Genomic DNA, 18153 nt, shown 5'->3' on the forward strand with positions numbered 1-18153 from the left:
CCGGAGGGCGGCCATCTCGTCAGGCAGGGAAAGACCTTACTGCGCGGCAGGCGCGGTTTCGGTTTCCACTTCCATCTCGGTTTCGGTCTCCATGCCGGCATCCATTGCCGCCTCTTCGGGCGCCTCATAGGCCGGCAGCGCCTTCAGTTCGTCCTCGGTGGCGCTGATATAGACCCGGATGTCCGAGCCGTCTTCGTTGGTCAGGATCTGCAGATCCTCGAAGTTCACGGCGACCTTCTTCTCGCCGATGCCGAGGAAGCCGCCGACGCCGATCACGGCCTCGGTGATCTCGCCGCTGTCGGAAGCCACGAGGTCCTCGATCTCGCCGATATTGTCGTCATCGGCGCCGTAGACGGTGGCACCGTTCAACTCGTCGGTGCTGAGATCGCTGACGGCCGCGGTGGTGTAGCCTTCACGCTCGACCATGCCGGTGGCACCGGCCACCGGGGCGGTCTCGGTCATCTCGGCCTCGCCTTCGGCCATCTCGGTCTCGACTTCGGCTTCCATGGCCTCCATCTCGGCTTCGCCCTCGGCCATCTCGGTCTCGACCTCGGTCTCCATGGCCTCCATCTCGGCTTCGCCCTCGGCCATCTCGGTCTCGACCTCGGCTTCCATGGCCTCCATCTCGGCCTCGCCCTCGGCCATCTCGGTCTCGACCTCGGTCTCCATGGCCTCCATCTCGGCTTCGCCCTCGGCCATCTCGGTCTCGACCTCGGCTTCGGTTTCCATTTCGGCTTCGCCCTCGGCCATGGTGGCCGTGGCGGCCGCCGTCGCGGCGGCGGCATCGGTCTGCTCGACCATGCCCGGCTCGGCAGCCTCGCCCTCGGTCATCGCGGTCTCTTCGGCGGTCGCGCGCTCGAAGGCCGGGGCGGCCTCGAGGGCCTCCTGGCTGGAGTTGATCACGAGGAACCGCTCGCCGTTCTCGTCATCATAGGTGCGGATCTGATCCATGGTGAGGGCGACGTCCTTCTCGCCGATCCCGAGGAAACCGCCGACGCCGACGATCACCGCCTGCACCGAGCCGTCTTCGGAGATGATCAGGTCGTTGATCTCGCCGATGTCGTCCCACTGCTGTTCAGTGAAGTTGATCGGGTCGCCATTCTCGCCAAGCTCCTGCTCGGAGGAGTAGACGCGCATTCCCATCAGGTTGGAGGCGTAGAAGTCGTCTGCCGAGACTTCGTAGCTCCCCATGCCCATCGCATGCGATTCGGCGTAGGCGGTCGTCCCCATGACGAGCGCGGTCGCCGCAGTGGTCAGAAGAATTTTCATCGTTCCAGAACCTTTCGTCCTTCCGGGTTCCGCGCCGATCCGGTTCGGATGCGCTACCCGTTACGAAAGTTGAACACGTGGTGTGGGCACGGGTTGCATGGCTGGAACGAATTTTTTTCACTCTGGGCGCGGGTGGCTGAAACCGGCGCAACCCCGAGGGCAAAACAAGCTGTTTTCAGCCACTCAGGCCTCGGGATCCGTCAGGGCGGGGCGCTCGTTGAGCGGCTCGTATGCCTGCCCTGCCGCCAGAAGGCAGCTTTGCCCGTCGGCGCGGGTCACCAGCAGCGTCCAGCTGCCCGTGGCGTCCGAGGCGAAAACCTCGACCACCTGATTCGCACCGTCGAGCGCGATGGCCTTCCGGCTCTCTCCGTAGCGTTCCACCAGCTGCGCCACGATCGCGTCATGCGCCCCGCAGCGTGGCATCGCGGCCGCCGGAAGAGCGAGCGCGCAGAGCGGCAGCGAGAATAGCATCGTCCGGATCGGGTCCATGGGTGTCTCCTCGGTATCGGGCAGCCTTTCGGTCACCGGACAGCCTGCCGCCTTCCGGCGAAGATGCCGTTAACGGTGCCCCCGTTGCGCCCGGGGTCGCGGCGCTGCACTCTCCGGGTGGTCCATTCCAGGAGGCCTGCCTTGCCGATCCGCTCCCTTCTCTACGTGCCCGCCTCGAATGCCCGCGCGCTGGAAAAATCGCGCTCCCTGACATGCGACGGCGTGATCATCGATCTCGAGGATGCGGTCGCGCCGCAGGCGAAGGCGGCCGCGCGTGCGGCGCTGCCCGCCGCTCTGGAGGGGGGCGGGGGCCGTAACCGGCTGCGGCTGGTGCGGATCAACGCGCTGTCGACCCCTTGGGGCCAAGACGATCTCGACGCGCTGGGCGGTCTCGGCTGTGACGGGGTTGCGGTGCCCAAGGTGTCCGACCCCGCCGGTCTCGACGCTGTGGCCGCGCGCTGCGATCTGCCGCTCTGGGCGATGATCGAGACGGCGCGCGGGGTGCTGTCGGCGCCCGCGATCTGCGGGCATCCCCGCCTCGCCGGGGTGATCATGGGTACCAACGATCTCGCGCGCGAACTGGGGGCGAGATCGCGCGCCGATCGGATGCCGCTCTGGACCGCGCTGCAGGGCGTGCTGCTCGCGGCGCGTGCCGCCGGGGTGCCGGCGATCGACGGCGTGTGCAACGCGCTCGACGAGCCCGAGCGCTTCGCCGCCGAATGCGCGCAGGGGCGCGACATGGGCTTCGATGGCAAGAGCCTGATCCACCCGGCCCAGATCGCCGCCGCCAACGCGGCTTTCGCGCCGAGCGCCGAGGAGATCGACCTGGCGCGGCGCCGCATCGCGGGCTTCGAGGCCGCGCAGGCGGCGGGGCAGGGGGTGGCGGTGGTCGATGGCGAGATCGTCGAGGCGCTGCACGTGGAAACCGCCCGCAGGACCTTGGCGCTCGCCGAACGGATCGCGGCGGAAGCGGACGCATGACGGCGCTTGTCCTCGGGCTGGCGCTGTGGAGCGCGGCGCATCTGATGCCACGCCTCGCGCCCGGGCTGCATACCCGGCTGGGCGGCTCCGCGCGCGGGGTCGTGGCGGGGCTGGTACTGCTCGGGCTGCTGTTGATGATCTTCGGATACGGCGCCTGGGACGCGGCCCATCACCATGTGCCCGCCTCGTGGACGCGCCACCTCAACAACCTGATGATGCTGGTCGCCGTCTATCTCTTCGCCGCCTCGGGGCTGAAGACGCGCGCCGCCGCCGCGCTGCGCCATCCACAGCTTCTCGCGGTGACGCTCTGGGCGGGGGCGCATCTGTTGGCCAATGGCGACTGGGCCTCCTTCGTGCTGTTCGGAGGGCTCGGGCTCTGGGCTGTGACCGAGATGGCGCTGCTCGACGCCCGCGCGCCCGTCCCGCAATTCGCGCCCTCCACCAAGGCGCGCGAGGTGCGGGCCGTGATCGGCGGGGTGGTGGTTTTCATCCTGATCGGGCTGGTGCATGGCTGGATCGGACCCAACCCATTCGGAGCCATGTCATGAAGATCTACCGCTTTCTCACCGGGGACGACACCTCGGCCTTCTGCCACAAGGTGACCGAGGCCCTGTCGAAGGGCTGGGAGCTTTATGGCGAGCCCAGCTACGCCTATGACGCCGCCAATGGCGTGATGCGCTGCGGGCAGGCCGTCACCAAGGAGGCGGATGTCGACTATTCCGCGGATCTCAAGCTCGGCCAACTCTGAGCCGGCCTCGAGCCCGCCCCGGGACGAGGCGGATCGCCGCAGAGGCTGGGCCGGGGAATCGCCGCCTCTAAATGAGGCGCATGTCGGTCACTCGCAGCGCAACCCGCATGGAAGATCCCGTGATCACAGTCTCGAGGACTGTGATCACGCCCGGCATTTTCCCGCCTGATTTGGCGAATTTCCCACGGCTTTCAGCGAAGGCATGGGTGACAGACGGTCCAAAATCGCTAGGGATAAGCCAGCCGGGGCCGCCCGAGAGCCGGCCCGCACGCCAGATAAGGACGACGCCATGGCCGACGTGAACCGGGGCAACCGCCCGCTTTCGCCCCATATGACGATCTACAGATGGCCGATCACCGCGATCACCTCGATCCTGACCCGGATCACCGGCAACGCGATGATCGTCGCCGCCGCCTTGATCGTCTGGTGGTTCGCCGCCGCCGCTGCCGGGCCCGAAAGCTTTGCCACCGCCGACGGTTTCCTGCGCAGCTGGTTCGGCGATCTGGTGCTGTTCTTCTCGGTTCTCGGCCTGTGGTACCACACGCTCGCGGGCATCCGGCACCTGATTTGGGACGAGGTGAAGATGCTCGAGATCGACAAGGCCGAGCTGCTGAGCCAGATCATCCTGATCGTCTCGGTCCTGCTGACCATCTTCACCGTCGTCGTTCTCTGAAGGGGCACCCAATGGCTTATCTGACCGATCGCAAGCGCGCGCACGGCCTCGGGGCGTCGCATTCCGGAACCCGGCAGCACTGGCGCATGAGCATGTCCTCGGTGGCGCTGGCGCTGCTGATCCCGCTCTTCGTCTTCACCTTCGGCGCCGTGCTGGGCGGCACCTATGAAGAGGTGGTGATCTACTACCAGCGGCCGATCCCGGCGGCGATCGCCGTCCTGACCTTCCTCGTCGGCTTCTGGCATTTCCGGGCCGGCGCCCAGATCATGATCGAGGATTACGCGCAGGGCCTGACCCGCAAGGCGCTGATCATCGGCGTGACCTGTCTTTCCTATGCTCTGGCCGCGATCGGCGTTCTCGCCCTGATCCGCCTCGCCCTCTGATCGGAGACCCCTGATGGCAGCCTACGAATACGAGACCCACGAATACGACGTGGTGGTGGTCGGCGCCGGCGGCGCGGGCCTGCGCGCCACGCTCGGCATGGCCGAGCAGGGCCTGCGCACCGCTTGCATCTCCAAGGTCTTTCCGACCCGCTCGCACACCGTCGCGGCGCAGGGCGGCATCGCCGCCAGCTTGGGCAACATGGGCCCCGACAGCTGGCAGTGGCACATGTACGACACGGTGAAGGGCTCCGACTGGCTCGGCGACACCGATGCCATGGAGTACCTCGCCCGCGAGGCCCCGAAGGCGGTCTACGAGCTGGAGCATTACGGCGTGCCCTTCTCGCGCACCGAGGAGGGCCGGATCTATCAGCGCCCCTTCGGCGGGCACACCACCGAGTTCGGCGAGGGCCCGCCGGTGCAGCGCACCTGCGCCGCCGCCGACCGGACCGGCCACGCGATCCTGCACACGCTCTACGGACAGAGCCTCAAGCAGAAGGCCGAGTTCTACATCGAGTATTTCGCCATCGACCTGCTGATGGACGATGACGGCACCTGCCGTGGCGTTCTGGCGTGGAAGCTCGACGACGGCACGATGCATGTCTTCGCCGCCAAGACCGTCGTCCTGGCCACCGGCGGCTATGGCCGCGCTTATTTCTCCGCCACCTCGGCGCATACCTGCACCGGCGATGGCGGCGGCATGGTGGCGCGGGCCGGGCTGCCTCTGCAGGACATGGAGTTCGTGCAGTTCCACCCGACCGGCATCTACGGTGCGGGCTGCCTGATCACCGAAGGCGCGCGCGGCGAAGGCGGCTACCTCACCAACTCCGAGGGGGAGCGCTTCATGGAGCGTTACGCGCCGACCTACAAGGATCTCGCCTCTCGCGACGTGGTCTCGCGCTGCATGACCATGGAGATCCGCGAAGGCCGGGGCGTCGGCAAGGATGGCGACCACATCCACCTGCACCTCAACCACCTGCCGCCCGAGACGCTGGCCGAGCGCCTGCCCGGCATCTCGGAATCGGCGCGGATCTTCGCCGGCGTGGATCTCACCAAGGAGCCGATCCCGGTGCTGCCGACCGTGCATTACAACATGGGCGGCATCCCCACGAACTACTGGGGCGAGGTGCTGAACCCGACGGCCGAGAACCCCGACGCGGTGACCCCGGGTCTGATGGCTGTTGGCGAGGCGGGCTGCGCCAGCGTGCATGGCGCCAACCGGCTCGGCTCCAACTCGCTGATCGACCTCGTGGTGTTCGGCCGCGCCGCGGCGATCCGGGCGCGCGAGGTGGTCGATCCCGCGACCTCCGTGAAGGCCCCGGCCAAGTCGTCGATCGAGAAGGCCTTCGACCGCTTCGACGGTCTGCGCCACGCCAAGGGCGGCGTGCCGACGGCCGAGCTGCGGCTCGAGATGCAGCGCAACATGCAGGCCGACGCGGCGGTGTTCCGCACCGACAAGACCCTCGCGGAAGGCATGCAGAAGATGCAGGCCACGGCAGCGAAGATGGACGACATCCATGTCACCGACCGCAGCCTCGTGTGGAACTCGGACCTGATGGAGACGCTGGAGCTGGCCAACCTGATGCCGAACGCGCTGGCCACCATCACCGCCGCCGAGGCACGCAAGGAAAGCCGCGGCGCCCATGCGCACGAGGATTATCCCGACCGCGACGACGAGAACTGGCGCAAGCACTCCCTCGCCTGGATCGAGGGCAACACCGCGCGGCTCGACTATCGCCCGGTGCATCTCGATCCGCTGACCAAGGCCGAAGAGGGTGGTATCGATCTCAAGAAGATCGCGCCCAAGGCGCGGGTCTACTGATGCGCGCGGCGCTCTTCCTGGCGCTGCCGCTGCTGGCCGGGGCCTGTACGCAGGCCCCGCTCTCGCCACTCGACGCGGCGCGGGTCTGCGAGGAGCGCGCGCGCGCCGCGCAGGGCCCCACCGGCAGCGTCAGCGTCGGCGCCAGTTCGCGCAGCGGCCTGTCCTCGGGCATCTCGATCGGGGTGACCGACGACTACCTGCGCGGTCGTGACCCCTATGAGGTCTACGAGGATTGCGTGGTGGCCCGCAGCGGTCAGGCGCCGGTGCGGCCGCCGCGCCTCAGATGATCCAGATCCATGCGACGACGACCGGGGGCACGACCCCCGGCGCTTTCCCCAAGGAGACCTGACCATGGTCCAGCTCACCCTTCCGAAGAACAGCCGCATCACCCATGGCAAGACCTGGCCCAAGCCCGAGGGCGCGACCAACTTGCGCAAGGTGCAGATCTATCGCTGGAACCCCGATGACGGGAAGAACCCGCGCGTCGATACCTATTTCGTCGATGTCGACAGCTGCGGGCCGATGATTCTCGACGCCCTGATCAAGATCAAGAGCGAGATCGACCCGACCCTGACCTTCCGCCGCTCCTGCCGCGAGGGGATCTGCGGCTCCTGCGCGATGAACATCGACGGCATCAACACGCTGGCCTGCACCTATGGCCTCGACGAGGTGAAGGGCGACATCAAGATCTACCCGTTGCCGCACATGCCGGTGGTCAAGGACCTGATCCCCGACCTGACCCATTTCTACGCCCAGCACGCGAGCATCAAGCCGTGGCTGGAGACCGAGACCAACACCCCGGCCAAGGAATGGCGCCAGTCGATCGAGGACCGCAAGAAGCTCGACGGGCTCTACGAGTGCATCATGTGCGCGTCTTGCTCGACGGCATGCCCGTCCTACTGGTGGAACGGCGATCGCTATCTGGGGCCGGCGGCGCTGCTGCATGCCTATCGCTGGATCGTCGACAGCCGCGACGAGGCCACGGGCGAGCGGCTCGACGATCTCGAGGACGAGTTCAAGCTCTACCGCTGCCACACCATCATGAACTGCGCCAAGACCTGCCCCAAGGGGCTGAACCCCGCGAAGGCGATCCAGTCGATCAAGCACATGATGGTCGAGCGCGCCGTATGACGCAGCCGCCGCCCGACGCCGATGCGCGCCGGGCGGCGTCTCCGGTTCTCGTCTATCCTGACGGGAGCCTGAGCCCGCCGCCGATGCACCTCTACGGCCGCGCCGCCGCGACGGCGCGGCCGGTGTCGGAGGTGATCGTGCCGCCGCGCGACGCGGCCGCGATCGAGGTTCCGGCGGGTTCGATCCTGCGGCTGGGCTGCCCGGAGGGGCCTCAGGTGGGGGATCTGAACCTCTTCGCCCGCGGCGACCTCTGCGAGCGCTTCTTCTCCGGCAAGACCCGCGCCCTGCACGGCACCCATGTGAGTGCCGGCGACCGGCTCTGGTCCTGCTTCCCGTATCTGCGCCCGATGGCCACGATCATCGCCGACAGCCTCGATTGGTACGGCATAGACGCCGATGGCGCCTCGGTGCATGACGTGATCGGCACGCGCTGCGATCCCTATACGCATCACCTGCTCTCGGGTGAGGATTACGACCGCTGCTGCCATTCCAACCTGGCCCGCGCCTTGGCGGCGCATGCAGGGCTGTCGCTGGCCGAAGCCGAGCGCCATGTGCATGACGTGCTGAACGTCTTCATGTGCACCGGCTTCACCCGCGATACCGGGCGCTATTTCATGAAGGCGAGCCCGGTCAGGGCGGGGGACCACCTCGACCTCTTCGCCGAGATCGATCTGCTGGCAGTGATGAGCGCCTGCCCGGGCGGTGATTGCGGGGCCGGGCATTCGAGCGACCGCGCAGCCTGCTACCCGCTCTCCATGACCGTGCTGCGGCCGGAGCCGGGTATGCTGAACGGGTGGGAGAGCCCGTCGCGCAACGGCTATGCGGGCGGGCACGGGGCCTAGGTGAAGGCCGCCTCCAACGCGATTTCGACCATGTCGCCGAAGCTCTGTTCGCGTTCGATCGCCGGCAGGTCCTCGCCGGTGACGAGATGGTCCGAGACGGTCAGCACGGCGAGAGCGCGACGCCCGTGGCGCGCGGCGAGGGTGTAGAGTTCCGCCGCCTCCATCTCGACCGCGAGGATGCCGTGCCGCACCATCTGCTCGTGCAGGTCGGGGCGCTCGTCATAGAAGGTGTCCGAGGAATAGATCCCGCCCACATGCACCGGCGTGCCGCGACGCGCGGCCGCGTCATGCGCCGCGCGCAGCAGCGCGTAATCGGCATGCGGCGCGTAATGAATTTCGCGCAGCATCGCGCGCGACGGATTTCCGACGCTGGAGGCGGTCATCGCGAGCACCACGTCGCGAACCGCGATATCCGCCTGCATCGCGCCGCAGGAGCCGATGCGAATGAGCGTCCGGGCGTCGTATTCCCGGATCAGCTCGTTCGCATAGATCGAAAGGGAGGGCATTCCCATGCCCGACCCTTGAATCGTGACCTCGTTTCCGCGCCATTTCCCGGTAAAGCCGAGCATGCCGCGAACCTCGTTGATGCAGCGCGGCGCATCGAGAAAGCGCTCTGCGGCCCATTTGGCGCGCAGCGGATCGCCCGGCATCAACACGGTCGATGCGATGTCCCCTGGTTCCGCTCCGATATGCGTGCTCATATGCGCCTCGCTCATTACGATGGGTTCAGGCCGGGTCCTGCGACCCGGCGTCGATAAATCAGATTTCGAAATCCGACAGGGGCCGGCCGGCCGCTTCCGCCTCGTTGATCCAGCGCGGCTTGCGGCCACGGCCCGACCAGGTCTGGGTCGGATCTTCGGGATTGCGGTACTTCGCGGGATTCTTCGTCTTGGATTTCCGGCCCTTGCCGGCAGCGTCGGCCAGCTCGGCCAGCGAAAACCCATGCTCGGCCGCGGCCCGCTCGGCAGCCTCGAGGGCGGCTTTACGCTCCCGCTGGGAAACGGTCGACAATGCTTCGTCGATATCCTTCCGAAGCTTCTCGAGTTCCTTGCGGGACATTTCGTGCAGGTTATGCGCCATGGTTTCTCTTTCCGTATTAGAGCGATGTTTTCGTCACTGCTCATTGTAGTGAATATTGGAAAGCTGCGAGATGGCTAAAAGTTCAGGCGAAGCAATATTTTGTATCAGGATGTATCGGATTTTCGCAACGTCACGAGCGCGGCCAAGTCATTCAGAAAGGCCTGAGCCGATATTTCGCCGGCCACTCTGAGGTGAACCTCCTTCGGAAATTCATCTTTTGTGGCGTATTTGCAATCGAAGCCCAAGAGGCAGAGCATCGGGATCATGCCGAAACCGGCTTGTCTCAATGCGTCGATGCTTTCGATCGCCATTTCGACCGATTGCGGCGAATGGATGGCGAAGATCACCACATGCGGCCGGTCGCGCGACACCGCTGCGGCGATATCGCCGGGCAAACGGCGCGGCCCGGGATCGCGCAATTCGACGCCGCAATCCTGTGCCGCGCGCAGCAGAGGCAGCCCGGCGGGTGGCCGCGCATCGAGGCCGGGGCGAACCACGAGAACGGTAACCGGACGGGCAAGACCACGGGCGGCCTGCTCAATCGACGCGCAGGCATCGTCCAGATCGCCAAGGTTCGTGACGGGGGGGATTTCGTGAACGAGCAGCGGTTCGGCCGCGGGCAGGGCATCGGCGAGCACGCGGGCCCATTCGCCCGTCGTCACCCCCGCCTTGGCGCAGGCCACCGAGGGGCCCATGATGTTGATGCCGCGCTTGGCCGCCTCGCGCAGGGCCAGAAGCGATTTCTGCACCGCGTTGCCGTCACGCTCGCGCCGCCACCGCGCCAGCGCTTCTGTCCGGTCCTTCGGCACAGCACCGGGAGGGCGAGGGGTGTCCGCGAGGGAAGGGCAGATCGCCTCGCGCTCGACCCGTTCGAGTGCCTCACGCAACTCGGCCGCGCCAATCGCATTCTCGATCCAAGCGGGGGCCACGGCATCGCTTCGATAAAGAACGAGATCATCGCGGCGGGCGAAATCCGGCCCGTGTCGCTCGACCAGCAGATCATGCCACAGCGCGGCGAGGGTCGCGCCGGCGGCACGATGCCGCGCGCTATCGCCGGGCATCACGAACTCGACGCCTTGGGCGGCGGCACGCAGATGCTCCGGTTTCTCGCGCCGTGCCGATGCTGCGAGCAGCGCCAGCCCCGATCGCAGGGCCATGGCCATCGCGGTGACCGGATCGCCCTCTGGCGACACCTGCAGCCGCGCACCCCGCAGATCCGGCAGAGCCCGGCGGGCCCATGACAAGGTGTCCGCCCCGAGGTCCAGGGCGGCGGCGGTCGACCAGCGCGGGGCCGCCGGGGACTGCGCGTCGGCGATCACGTCGTTGCACAGCGCGCCGCGCAGCGTCGCGCGTGCCGCGCCCCGGTTCTCGGTCAGTGCCACCAGCATCGCCAGCATCCATGGGCCGGTCGCGTCGGACATGATCTCGACCGGTCCTGCATCGCCATTTGGCAAGAGCGCGGCAAGGTCACCCAGATGCGAGAGAGCGGGGCCATCGACCGCTGCCATCCCTTTCGCAAGGGGGTGATCGGAATCGAAACCCGCCCGGCTCGGCAAATCGGGCCGCAGCGTCAGGACGGCGGCATCGGATGGCCGGAGCGGCTGGCGGCGGTGATCGGTCATGGCAATCGTCCGGTTCGCGGGGGTGAGGCCGGACATGCCATGCCCGGGAAACCGGCGCTTCCGCCGGTACCCCACCACTGAAATTGGCCCGCATTCTGCGGAGCCTCATGATGGGCTTTCCGCAAGGAAGCGTCCAGACCGGCCCAAAGGAAACGCCCCGGACGGGCCATCCGGCCACGGTTTCGGCGGTATGCGGGGTGATGACAGGCGCGACGCCCAGGCGTGATCGAAACGCATCGCTCCCTTGTCCGAAGGCGTGCCCGCCCCACGGGCGCGATGCTGGACGCTACCGTTCCGCGCCGGATTGCGGCAGGGTCGCCCCATGTTCAGATCCGTCGAGATCCCGCTCTGGCTGCTGGTGCTGATCGTGCTTTTCGCCACGGTCACCTTTGCCTCGCATTTCCTGTTTCCCTCGGTGCGCTGGTTCTTTCGCAAGCGGATGGAGCGGGCGGTGGCACGGCTCAACACGCGGCTCGCGCGCCCGATCGAGCCGTTCAAGCTGGCGCGGCGCCACGACATGATCCAGCGGCTGATCTACGATCCCGCCGTGGCGCAGGCGGTCGTCGAACACGCGCAGAGTCACGGCGTGCCCGAGAACGTGGCCTTCGAGCTGGCCGGCGACTACGCCCGCGAGATCGTGCCCTCCTTTTCCGCCACCGCTTATTTCACTTTCGGCACACGGCTGGCGAAGTGGCTCAGCCGTGCACTCTACCGGATCCGGCTGGGGGCCTTCGATCGCGACGCGCTCGACGCGATCGATCCGGGCGCGGCGGTGGTGTTCGTCATGAACCACCGCTCCAACATGGATTACGTCCTCGTCACTTGGCTGGCCGCGCGCACCTCGGCGCTCTCCTACGCTGTGGGTGAATGGGCGCGGGTCTGGCCGCTGTCGCCGGTGATCCGGGCGATGGGGGCCTATTTCATCCGGCGGCGCGACCGCGGTGCCCTCTATCGCCGGGTGCTGCAGCGCTACGTGCAGATGGCGACCGCCGGGGGCGTCACGCAGGCGATCTTTCCCGAAGGCGGGCTCAGCCTGACCGGTCGCATGGCCACGCCCAAGACCGGTCTTCTGGGGCATATCGTCGAGGATTTCGGCAATCACGGGCGCGACGTGATCTTCGTGCCCGTGGCGCTCAACTACGACCGGGTGCTCGAGGACCGGGTGCTGATCGGCGCGGCGGCGGCGGGAAACCGACGCTTCCGCGTGCCGCCCTCGCGGCTCGTGGGCGCGGTGCTGGCGCATCTGTGGCAACGTATCTCCGGCCGGTTCAGAAGCTTCGGCACCGCCTCGGTGGGCTTCGGCCGTCCGCTTTCGCTGGCCGAGTTCCTGGGCGGCGCGACGCCCGGACCGCAGGACACGGCGCGGCTCGCGCACGAGATGAAGACGCGGATCGAGGAGGTGATGCCGGTGCTGCCGGTGCCGCTGGTCGCTGGCATCCTGCTCGACGTCTCGCCGTTGCCCCCCGAACGGATCGAGATCCGGGTGGCGGCGCGGCTCGGTATGCTGCATGCGCGCGGCGTGGCGCTGCCGCGCCGCGACGCCAAGCGGATCACCGCCGATGCGCTGGAGATCCTGCGGAAGCGGGGGCTGCTGCGCGAGGGGGGCGAGGGGCTGCGCCCGGCGCCGGGGGCCGAGCCGCTGCTGCGCTTCTACGCGGATTCGGTGGCGCACCACTTCGCACCCGCGCGGCTTGCGGCACCTGTTCCGGCCGCTATTCCCCTGCCGCCTGCGCGCTGAGCTCGAAGGGCGCGGCCGGGGCGACGAGGTCGTCGGTGTTCAGGCTGTCGCTCGGCTTGGCCAGCATCGAGCGCACCACCCAGCGCAGCTCGCGCTCGGCGCGGGTGATCGCGACATAGGCCAGCCGCTTCCATAGCGGCTGCCCGGCCTCGACCCGGCCCATGCGCGAGGCGATCTCGATGTCGGGGGCAAAGACCTGCACCGTGTCCCACTGGGACCCTTGGGCCTTGTGGATCGTCACCGCCGCGCCGTGCAGGAAGGTGGCGCCCATCCGCGCGGCATAGGGGATGAAGGGCTCGGCGTCGCCCTCCTGCTCGATCCGCACGATCGAGGCGGCCGAGAGCTGCGGCTCAGGCGCGCCCATCACATGCAGCCGCGAGAAGCCCGGCTTGCGACCGGGACCCATATAGACCACCTGCGCGCCCTTGATCAGGCCGCGCGCCTCGAGGTCGAGCCGCTTCTTGCGATGCTTCAAGGGCAGCTCGATGCCGTCGCAGATCAGCGGCTCGCCGGGCAGCAGATCGCCCTCGGGCGCGCCATAGGCCGCGCGGAAGGCATGGATCAGGCGAATCCGCGTGGCATTGCGCCAGACCAGCACCGGCGAGCGCGCCATCAGCTCGGCCTCGACCCGCCGCGCCATGACGACGCGCTCGTCGCGGTTCGCGGCCTCCTGCACCAGCCGCTCGAAGGCGTAGAAATCGACCTGCGGATCGGCCAGCGCATGGGCAAGGTCGAGGATCGGGTTGTCGGCGTCCTGCCGGTGAATCCGGTGCAGGACGTGCTTGTCCCTGTCGGGCATCGCGTCGAACACCATGCCGCCCGAGGATTGCACGGGCGGCAGCTGCGCCGGGTCGCCGAACAGCACCAGAGTCGGGAAGATCTCCTTGAGGTCCTCGACCTGCTTTTCGTCGAGCATCGAGCTTTCGTCGATGAAGCCGATGTCGAGCGGCTCCTCGCGACGCTTCCAGCCGGTGATGAAATCCGAACCCCTGAGCCCGGCCGCGGCCAGCGCCGCGGGCACCGAGCCGTGGGTGGCAAAGGCACTGGCGGCGCGGGCCAGCGCCTCATCGGACAGCCCCTCGATGTTGGGACGCTCGCCTTCGCCGGCGAGCCATTCGGCGATCTTCTCGTATTCCGGATCATAGACGGGGGTGTAGAGGATGCGGTGGATCGTCGTCGCGGGCACGCCGCGATTGCGCAGCACGCTCGCCGCCTTGTTGGTCGGTGCGAGGATCGCCAGCGTGCGGCGGTCCTTCTTCTTGCGGCCCTCCCAATCGCCCGAAACGATGTCGACGCCGGCCTCCTTGAGCTTTCGCGTCAGCTCGGCGAGCAGGAGCGTCTTGCCCGAGCCGGCCTTGCCGATGACGGCGATGGCGCGGCGCGCTTCCGAGGCGGGGGCGCTCAGCAGCTCGTCGTCGAGATCGATGCCGGTGAGGCGCAGGAGCTGCGTCACGGCATCCCAGGCTTCGGCCTGGTCGGAGGAGAACGTCACGGCGGGAAGTGTCATGGCGCGACCCTATCCCCGCGCCGCAGCGGGGGCCAGAGGCGGGGCTGCGCCTATTCGGCACGCCGCGACAGCAACAGCGGCGGCTCGCCGCGCTCCGTTCGCTGCGCGGCGGCCAGTTCATGCGCGGCCTGACCCGCGGCGAGTGACAACCTATTGGCGAGTTGGGGCAGCCCGTTGCAGCGGGCGTAGGTTTCAAGATCGCTCAATACCTCGAACATCCAGCGATGAGACATCGGTGCTCCTCTTGGCCTGTGTGCAATTCACCCAAATGCCAAGTTAGCATGAGGATACCGTCACCGGGGAGCCGCCGAATAGCCGGGATTTTAACGGGTCTCAGCGCCGCCAACCGGCGAAGGCGGCCGAGGCCGCCCAACCCGCCATGATTGCCAAGGCCAGCGACATCAGCCCGTAAAGCGCAGCCCGCTCCTGGGCGAAATTGTAGAGCCAGCGTTCGATGCCGACCTTTTGCACGCCGATCACCGTTTCGTAGCTGTCGACCACCGCGCCCTCGCGCGTGAGGAATATCCGCGTGGTGTAATTGCCCTCGACGAGGTTGGCGGGGAGCGCCAGCGAGGTGCGGAACAGGGTCTCCTCCTCGAGGTCGACGGCGCCCTCCTGCAGCCGGTAGACATCGGCGTCCTCGCGGATCCGCACCAGCGCCGAGACGTAATCCCCGGCGCCGGCGATGCGGTTGCCCACGGCGCGGATCGCGCGCGGGATCGAGATCGCGTGACGCAGGTCCTCGGTGGCGGTCAGCACCTGCGCCAGGGGCGCGGTGGTGGCCACCGCGTAGAAGGAGGGCGCGGCATCCACCTCGAAGGCCTCGGTGTTGGTCCAGATCCCGGCGCGGCGTTCCTTGCGCCGTACCATGGCCGGGGCGAGCGGGCCGGAGACCGTCACGATCACCTGCAACGGCGCCGCGTTCCGGGGCGGCGGCGCCTCGCGCCGCACCGCGCCGAAGATCAGGATCTCGGAGCCGTCAAAGGTGGCGGTGATCGCCACCTCGTCGCGGCTCAGCCCGAGCACGATCTCCTCGGCGCGGGCGGGCTGGGCGGCGGGCAGAGCAAGCGCGACGAGCAGGATGGCGAGCCGGATCATGCGGCGTCCACCAGTTCGATCTCGTAGAGCTCGGCCGGCCGCAGCACGAGGCCGAGCGCCAGCTGGCCGCAGACCGCGAGCACCAGAAGCGCCAGCAGGATGCGCAGCTGTTCGGCGCGCATCCGGGCGCCGATGCGGCTGCCGAGCTGCGCGCCGACCACGCCGCCCGCGATCAGCAGCAGCGCCAGGGCGATATCCACCGTCTGGTTGGTGATGGCGTGCAGCATGGTGGTGAAGGCGGTGACGAAGATGATCTGGAACAGCGAGGTGCCGATCACCACCTTGGTCGGCATGCCGAGCAGGTAGATCATCGCCGGCACCATGACGAAGCCGCCGCCCACGCCCATGATCGCCGCCAGTACCCCGACCGCAAGCCCCACGAGCAGTGGCGGGATCATCGAGATATAGAGCCCCGAGACGCGGAACTTCATCTTCAGCGGCAAGGCATGGACCCAGTTGTGCCGGCGCCGCTTGGGCCGGGCGCCGGGGCGGCGCGATTTCACCAGCGCGTTCACGCTCTCGACGAACATCATCGCGCCGACGGTGCCGAGGAAGATCACGTAGCTCAGCTCGACCAGCAGGTCGACTTGGCCCCGCGCCCGCAGCCAGTTGAAGACCACCATGCCCAAGGCCGACCCCGCGAGCCCGCCCGCGAGCAGCACCGAGCCCATCGCGATGTCGACGGTGCGCCGTCGCAGATGGCCCAGCAGTGCCGAGAAGGAGGAGGCGACGATCTGGTTGGGGGAGGTGGCGACCGCGACCGCCGGGGGGATGCCCGCGAAGAACAGCAGCGGCGTGATCAGGAAACCGCCGCCGACACCGAACATGCCCGACAGCACGCCCACCAGCCCGCCGAGGCCGAGGATCAGGAAGATATTGACCGAAACCTCGGCGATAGGGAGGTAGAGCTGCATGATCGACCCCTTGCGGTAGGTCGATTAAGGCAGCCCCCGCCGGGTTTTCCAAGCCCCGGCAGGGAAGAATGCCGCGATGCGGCGGCGGCGCTTCGCTCAGCCCGCGTCGCGCAGCATCCGCCGCAGAACCTGCTCGAGCTTGGCCGCGCCCAGCGGCGCCATCGCCTTGGTGTGCTCATGGCCGATCGCCTCGTCGGACATGCCGGCGGCCATGTTGGTGATCGCCGAAACGGCCATCGTCTTGAGCCCGAGGAAGCGGGCGAGGATCACCTCCGGCACGGTCGACATGCCGGTCGCGTCGACGCCCAGCGTGCGCATCGCGCGGATCTCCGCCGGGGTCTCGAAGGAGGGGCCGGAATACCAGGCATAGACGCCCTCGTGCAGATCCACCCCCTCGGCCTCGGCCGCCGCGCGCAGCTTCGCGCGCAACTCCGGGTCGTGGGCGTCGCCCATCGGCACGAAGCGGGCATCGGTCTTTTCGCCGATCAGCGGGTTTAGCCCCGAGAAATTGACATGATCCGACAGCGCCATGATCGAGCCGGTGGGCATGTCGGCGCGTAGGCTCCCGGCGGCGTTGGTCAGGATCACCGCCTCGGCACCGAGCGCCTTGAGCACCTCGAGCGGCAGCCGCATCTCGTTGGGATTGCCGTTCTCGTAGTAATGCGCCCGGCCCCCGAACACCGCGACGCGCTGCCCCTCGAGGTTCCCCACGGCGAGCACCGGGTTGTGGCCCGACACGCCCGCATGCGGGAAGCCCGCGAGCTTGTCATAGGGGATGGTGACGCCGTCGACGGCACCGGCGATATGGCCGAGGCCGGAGCCGAGGATCAGCCCGTATTTGACCGGTTCCTGCCCGGCCTGGGCCCGGATCAGGCCCGCGAGTTCAACGCTCTTTGACATAGGGTTCGCCTCCGGCGCGGGGCGGGATCGCGCGGCCGACGAAGCCCGCGAGGATCACCACCGTGAGAATGTAGGGAAGGGCGTCGAGCAGCTGCACGCCCACTTCGAAGCCGAGCGTGCTCTCGATCACGTCCGGGCGCAGCGCCAGCGCCTGCAGGAAGCCGAACAGCAGGCAGGCGCCGAGCGCGTACCATGGCCGCCACTTGGCGAAGATCAGCGCGGCGAGCGCGATATAGCCGCGCCCGGCCGTCATGTCCTTGACGAAGCCCGCCTGCAGGCCGGTCGAAAGATAGGCACCGGCGAGGCCGGTGAGCAGGCCGCAGATCGCCACGGCGGCAAAGCGCAGCCCCACCACCGAGATGCCGGCGGTATCGACGGCGGCGGGGTTCTCGCCCACCGCGCGCAGCCGCAGGCCGAAGCGGGTGCGGAACAGCACCCACCAAGTCACCGGCACCGCCAGCAGGCCGATATAGACCAGCAGCGAATGCCCGGAGATCAGCTCGGCATAGATCGGGCCGATGAACGGAATGTCGCCGCGCATCTCGCCGGCCAGCGGCAGGTCGATCGTCTCGAAGCGGGCGCTACCCGAAAGCTGCGGCGTGCGGCCGCCCTGGCCGAACCAGCTTTGGGCGATCACCACGGTGAGGCCGGCGGCGAGGAAGTTGATCGCGACGCCGGAGATCAGCTGATTGCCGCGGAAGGTGATCGAGGCGAGGCCGTGGATGCCCGAGAGCATCAGCGCCGCGCCGATGCCCGCCGCGGTGCCGATCAGCACCGAGCCGGTGACGGCGGCGACGGCGGCGGTGAGGAAGGCCGAGGCCAGCATCTTGCCTTCGAGGCCGATGTCGAAGATGCCCGCGCGCTCGGAGAACAGCCCGGCGAGACAGGCCAGCAGCAGCGGCGTGGCAAGCCGGATGGTGGTGTCGAGCACCTGAAGAAGGGTCAGGAAATCCATGGGC

Annotated in this window: 21 protein-coding genes; 10 read left to right on the plus strand and 11 right to left on the minus strand. The window is 68.0% G+C overall.

Going from position 1 to position 18153, the window contains the following annotated elements; translation table 11 throughout:
* Positions 1-36: 36 nt before the first annotated feature.
* The gene (locus tag ACRAQ3_RS01850; protein ID WP_432255454.1) at positions 37-1269 is read right to left on the minus strand and encodes a PRC-barrel domain-containing protein; all 1233 of its coding nucleotides are present in this window, start codon (positions 1267-1269) and stop codon (positions 37-39) included.
* A 183-nt stretch (positions 1270-1452) separates the two neighbouring features.
* The gene (locus tag ACRAQ3_RS01855; RefSeq protein WP_432255455.1) at positions 1453-1758 is read right to left on the minus strand and encodes a hypothetical protein; all 306 of its coding nucleotides are present in this window, start codon (positions 1756-1758) and stop codon (positions 1453-1455) included.
* Between the two features lie 141 nt (positions 1759-1899).
* On the opposite strand from ACRAQ3_RS01855, the gene ACRAQ3_RS01860 reads away from it, so the two are divergent.
* The 9 genes from ACRAQ3_RS01860 (at position 1900) to ACRAQ3_RS01900 (ending at position 8335) form a co-directional block, all read left to right on the plus strand.
* Complete coding sequence (locus ACRAQ3_RS01860) at positions 1900-2739, plus strand: HpcH/HpaI aldolase/citrate lyase family protein (protein WP_432255456.1); 840 nt, start codon at positions 1900-1902, stop codon at positions 2737-2739.
* On the plus strand, positions 2736-3287 hold the full coding sequence (locus ACRAQ3_RS01865) for an NnrU family protein (protein ID WP_432255457.1): 552 nt from the start codon (positions 2736-2738) through the stop codon (positions 3285-3287). Before ACRAQ3_RS01860 ends, ACRAQ3_RS01865 begins: the two co-directional genes overlap by 4 nt.
* On the plus strand, positions 3284-3487 hold the full coding sequence (locus ACRAQ3_RS01870; RefSeq protein ID WP_085896812.1) for a DUF1737 domain-containing protein: 204 nt from the start codon (positions 3284-3286) through the stop codon (positions 3485-3487). Before ACRAQ3_RS01865 ends, ACRAQ3_RS01870 begins: the two co-directional genes overlap by 4 nt.
* Before the next feature lie 289 nt (positions 3488-3776).
* Entirely contained in the window at positions 3777-4160 is a 384-nt protein-coding gene (gene sdhC, locus ACRAQ3_RS01875; protein ID WP_269397703.1) for a succinate dehydrogenase, cytochrome b556 subunit, read from the plus strand.
* Positions 4161-4171: 11 nt separating this feature from the next.
* Positions 4172-4543, plus strand: a complete 372-nt coding sequence (gene sdhD / locus ACRAQ3_RS01880; RefSeq protein WP_269397704.1) for a succinate dehydrogenase, hydrophobic membrane anchor protein — start codon at positions 4172-4174, stop codon at positions 4541-4543.
* 13 nt (positions 4544-4556) lie between these two features.
* Positions 4557-6362: a succinate dehydrogenase flavoprotein subunit gene (gene sdhA / locus ACRAQ3_RS01885; RefSeq protein WP_432255458.1), complete on the plus strand. Its 1806-nt coding sequence runs from the start codon at positions 4557-4559 to the stop codon at positions 6360-6362.
* Positions 6362-6649 carry a hypothetical protein gene (locus tag ACRAQ3_RS01890; protein ID WP_370162010.1) on the plus strand — a complete coding sequence of 96 codons (288 nt, stop codon included), beginning with the start codon at positions 6362-6364 and terminating at the stop codon, positions 6647-6649. Before sdhA ends, ACRAQ3_RS01890 begins: the two co-directional genes overlap by 1 nt.
* A gap of 64 nt (positions 6650-6713) precedes the next feature.
* On the plus strand, positions 6714-7493 hold the full coding sequence (locus tag ACRAQ3_RS01895; protein WP_085896817.1) for a succinate dehydrogenase iron-sulfur subunit: 780 nt from the start codon (positions 6714-6716) through the stop codon (positions 7491-7493).
* Positions 7490-8335, plus strand: a complete 846-nt coding sequence (locus ACRAQ3_RS01900; RefSeq protein WP_432255459.1) for an urea carboxylase-associated family protein — start codon at positions 7490-7492, stop codon at positions 8333-8335. Before ACRAQ3_RS01895 ends, ACRAQ3_RS01900 begins: the two co-directional genes overlap by 4 nt.
* On the opposite strand, the gene deoD is transcribed toward ACRAQ3_RS01900, so the two are convergent.
* The 3 genes from deoD to ACRAQ3_RS01915 all read right to left on the minus strand — a co-directional run bounded on the left by deoD (position 8332) and on the right by ACRAQ3_RS01915 (position 11037).
* Positions 8332-9036, minus strand: a complete 705-nt coding sequence (gene deoD, locus ACRAQ3_RS01905; protein ID WP_269397708.1) for a purine-nucleoside phosphorylase — start codon at positions 9034-9036, stop codon at positions 8332-8334. The two genes, ACRAQ3_RS01900 and deoD, sit on opposite strands and share 4 nt — an antisense overlap.
* A 58-nt stretch (positions 9037-9094) precedes the next feature.
* Positions 9095-9415 (minus strand): H-NS family nucleoid-associated regulatory protein, encoded by a 321-nt coding sequence (locus ACRAQ3_RS01910; protein WP_085896819.1) that lies wholly within the window; start codon positions 9413-9415, stop codon positions 9095-9097.
* Between the two features lie 104 nt (positions 9416-9519).
* Complete coding sequence (locus tag ACRAQ3_RS01915; protein ID WP_432255460.1) at positions 9520-11037, minus strand: methylmalonyl-CoA mutase family protein; 1518 nt, start codon at positions 11035-11037, stop codon at positions 9520-9522.
* A 322-nt stretch (positions 11038-11359) separates the two neighbouring features.
* On the opposite strand from ACRAQ3_RS01915, the gene ACRAQ3_RS01920 reads away from it, so the two are divergent.
* Positions 11360-12775 carry a 1-acyl-sn-glycerol-3-phosphate acyltransferase gene (locus tag ACRAQ3_RS01920; protein ID WP_432255461.1) on the plus strand — a complete coding sequence of 472 codons (1416 nt, stop codon included), beginning with the start codon at positions 11360-11362 and terminating at the stop codon, positions 12773-12775.
* On the opposite strand, the gene ACRAQ3_RS01925 is transcribed toward ACRAQ3_RS01920, so the two are convergent.
* From ACRAQ3_RS01925 to ACRAQ3_RS01950, 6 genes are all read right to left on the minus strand, one after another.
* A complete protein-coding gene (locus tag ACRAQ3_RS01925) occupies positions 12750-14282 on the minus strand; it encodes an ATP-dependent DNA helicase (protein ID WP_432255462.1) in 1533 nt (510 codons plus the stop codon). The two genes, ACRAQ3_RS01920 and ACRAQ3_RS01925, sit on opposite strands and share 26 nt — an antisense overlap.
* 50 nt (positions 14283-14332) lie before the next feature.
* Positions 14333-14515: a hypothetical protein gene (locus ACRAQ3_RS01930; protein ID WP_269397712.1), complete on the minus strand. Its 183-nt coding sequence runs from the start codon at positions 14513-14515 to the stop codon at positions 14333-14335.
* Between the two features lie 100 nt (positions 14516-14615).
* Complete coding sequence (locus ACRAQ3_RS01935) at positions 14616-15380, minus strand: TIGR02186 family protein (protein ID WP_432255463.1); 765 nt, start codon at positions 15378-15380, stop codon at positions 14616-14618.
* Entirely contained in the window at positions 15377-16294 is a 918-nt protein-coding gene (locus ACRAQ3_RS01940) for a sulfite exporter TauE/SafE family protein (protein ID WP_269397714.1), read from the minus strand. Before ACRAQ3_RS01940 ends, ACRAQ3_RS01935 begins: the two co-directional genes overlap by 4 nt.
* A gap of 96 nt (positions 16295-16390) precedes the next feature.
* Positions 16391-17194 (minus strand): purine-nucleoside phosphorylase, encoded by an 804-nt coding sequence (locus ACRAQ3_RS01945; protein ID WP_432255464.1) that lies wholly within the window; start codon positions 17192-17194, stop codon positions 16391-16393.
* The gene (locus tag ACRAQ3_RS01950; protein WP_085896827.1) at positions 17178-18149 is read right to left on the minus strand and encodes an ABC transporter permease; all 972 of its coding nucleotides are present in this window, start codon (positions 18147-18149) and stop codon (positions 17178-17180) included. The genes ACRAQ3_RS01945 and ACRAQ3_RS01950 overlap by 17 nt, the downstream gene beginning before the upstream one ends.
* Between the last annotated feature and the right edge of the window lie 4 nt (positions 18150-18153).

This window comes from Limimaricola sp. AA108-03 (genome assembly GCF_050847355.1).
Classification (GTDB): domain Bacteria; phylum Pseudomonadota; class Alphaproteobacteria; order Rhodobacterales; family Rhodobacteraceae; genus Limimaricola.

Bases quoted from the DNA above. Each gene is read 5' to 3' on its own strand.
- ACRAQ3_RS01850 (WP_432255454.1), bottom strand. From the start codon at position 1,269: ATGAAAATTCTTCTGACCACTGCGGCGACCGCGCTCGTCATGGGGACG.
- ACRAQ3_RS01855 (WP_432255455.1), bottom strand. From the start codon at position 1,758: ATGGACCCGATCCGGACGATGCTATTCTCGCTGCCGCTCTGCGCGCTC.
- ACRAQ3_RS01865 (WP_432255457.1), top strand. From the start codon at position 2,736: ATGACGGCGCTTGTCCTCGGGCTGGCGCTGTGGAGCGCGGCGCATCTG.
- ACRAQ3_RS01870 (WP_085896812.1), top strand. From the start codon at position 3,284: ATGAAGATCTACCGCTTTCTCACCGGGGACGACACCTCGGCCTTCTGC.
- sdhC (WP_269397703.1), top strand. From the start codon at position 3,777: ATGGCCGACGTGAACCGGGGCAACCGCCCGCTTTCGCCCCATATGACG.
- sdhD (WP_269397704.1), top strand. From the start codon at position 4,172: ATGGCTTATCTGACCGATCGCAAGCGCGCGCACGGCCTCGGGGCGTCG.
- sdhA (WP_432255458.1), top strand. From the start codon at position 4,557: ATGGCAGCCTACGAATACGAGACCCACGAATACGACGTGGTGGTGGTC.
- ACRAQ3_RS01890 (WP_370162010.1), top strand. From the start codon at position 6,362: ATGCGCGCGGCGCTCTTCCTGGCGCTGCCGCTGCTGGCCGGGGCCTGT.
- ACRAQ3_RS01895 (WP_085896817.1), top strand. From the start codon at position 6,714: ATGGTCCAGCTCACCCTTCCGAAGAACAGCCGCATCACCCATGGCAAG.
- ACRAQ3_RS01900 (WP_432255459.1), top strand. From the start codon at position 7,490: ATGACGCAGCCGCCGCCCGACGCCGATGCGCGCCGGGCGGCGTCTCCG.
- deoD (WP_269397708.1), bottom strand. From the start codon at position 9,036: ATGAGCACGCATATCGGAGCGGAACCAGGGGACATCGCATCGACCGTG.
- ACRAQ3_RS01910 (WP_085896819.1), bottom strand. From the start codon at position 9,415: ATGGCGCATAACCTGCACGAAATGTCCCGCAAGGAACTCGAGAAGCTT.
- ACRAQ3_RS01915 (WP_432255460.1), bottom strand. From the start codon at position 11,037: ATGACCGATCACCGCCGCCAGCCGCTCCGGCCATCCGATGCCGCCGTC.
- ACRAQ3_RS01920 (WP_432255461.1), top strand. From the start codon at position 11,360: ATGTTCAGATCCGTCGAGATCCCGCTCTGGCTGCTGGTGCTGATCGTG.
- ACRAQ3_RS01925 (WP_432255462.1), bottom strand. From the start codon at position 14,282: ATGACACTTCCCGCCGTGACGTTCTCCTCCGACCAGGCCGAAGCCTGG.
- ACRAQ3_RS01930 (WP_269397712.1), bottom strand. From the start codon at position 14,515: ATGTCTCATCGCTGGATGTTCGAGGTATTGAGCGATCTTGAAACCTAC.
- ACRAQ3_RS01935 (WP_432255463.1), bottom strand. From the start codon at position 15,380: ATGATCCGGCTCGCCATCCTGCTCGTCGCGCTTGCTCTGCCCGCCGCC.
- ACRAQ3_RS01940 (WP_269397714.1), bottom strand. From the start codon at position 16,294: ATGCAGCTCTACCTCCCTATCGCCGAGGTTTCGGTCAATATCTTCCTG.
- ACRAQ3_RS01945 (WP_432255464.1), bottom strand. From the start codon at position 17,194: ATGTCAAAGAGCGTTGAACTCGCGGGCCTGATCCGGGCCCAGGCCGGG.
- ACRAQ3_RS01950 (WP_085896827.1), bottom strand. From the start codon at position 18,149: ATGGATTTCCTGACCCTTCTTCAGGTGCTCGACACCACCATCCGGCTT.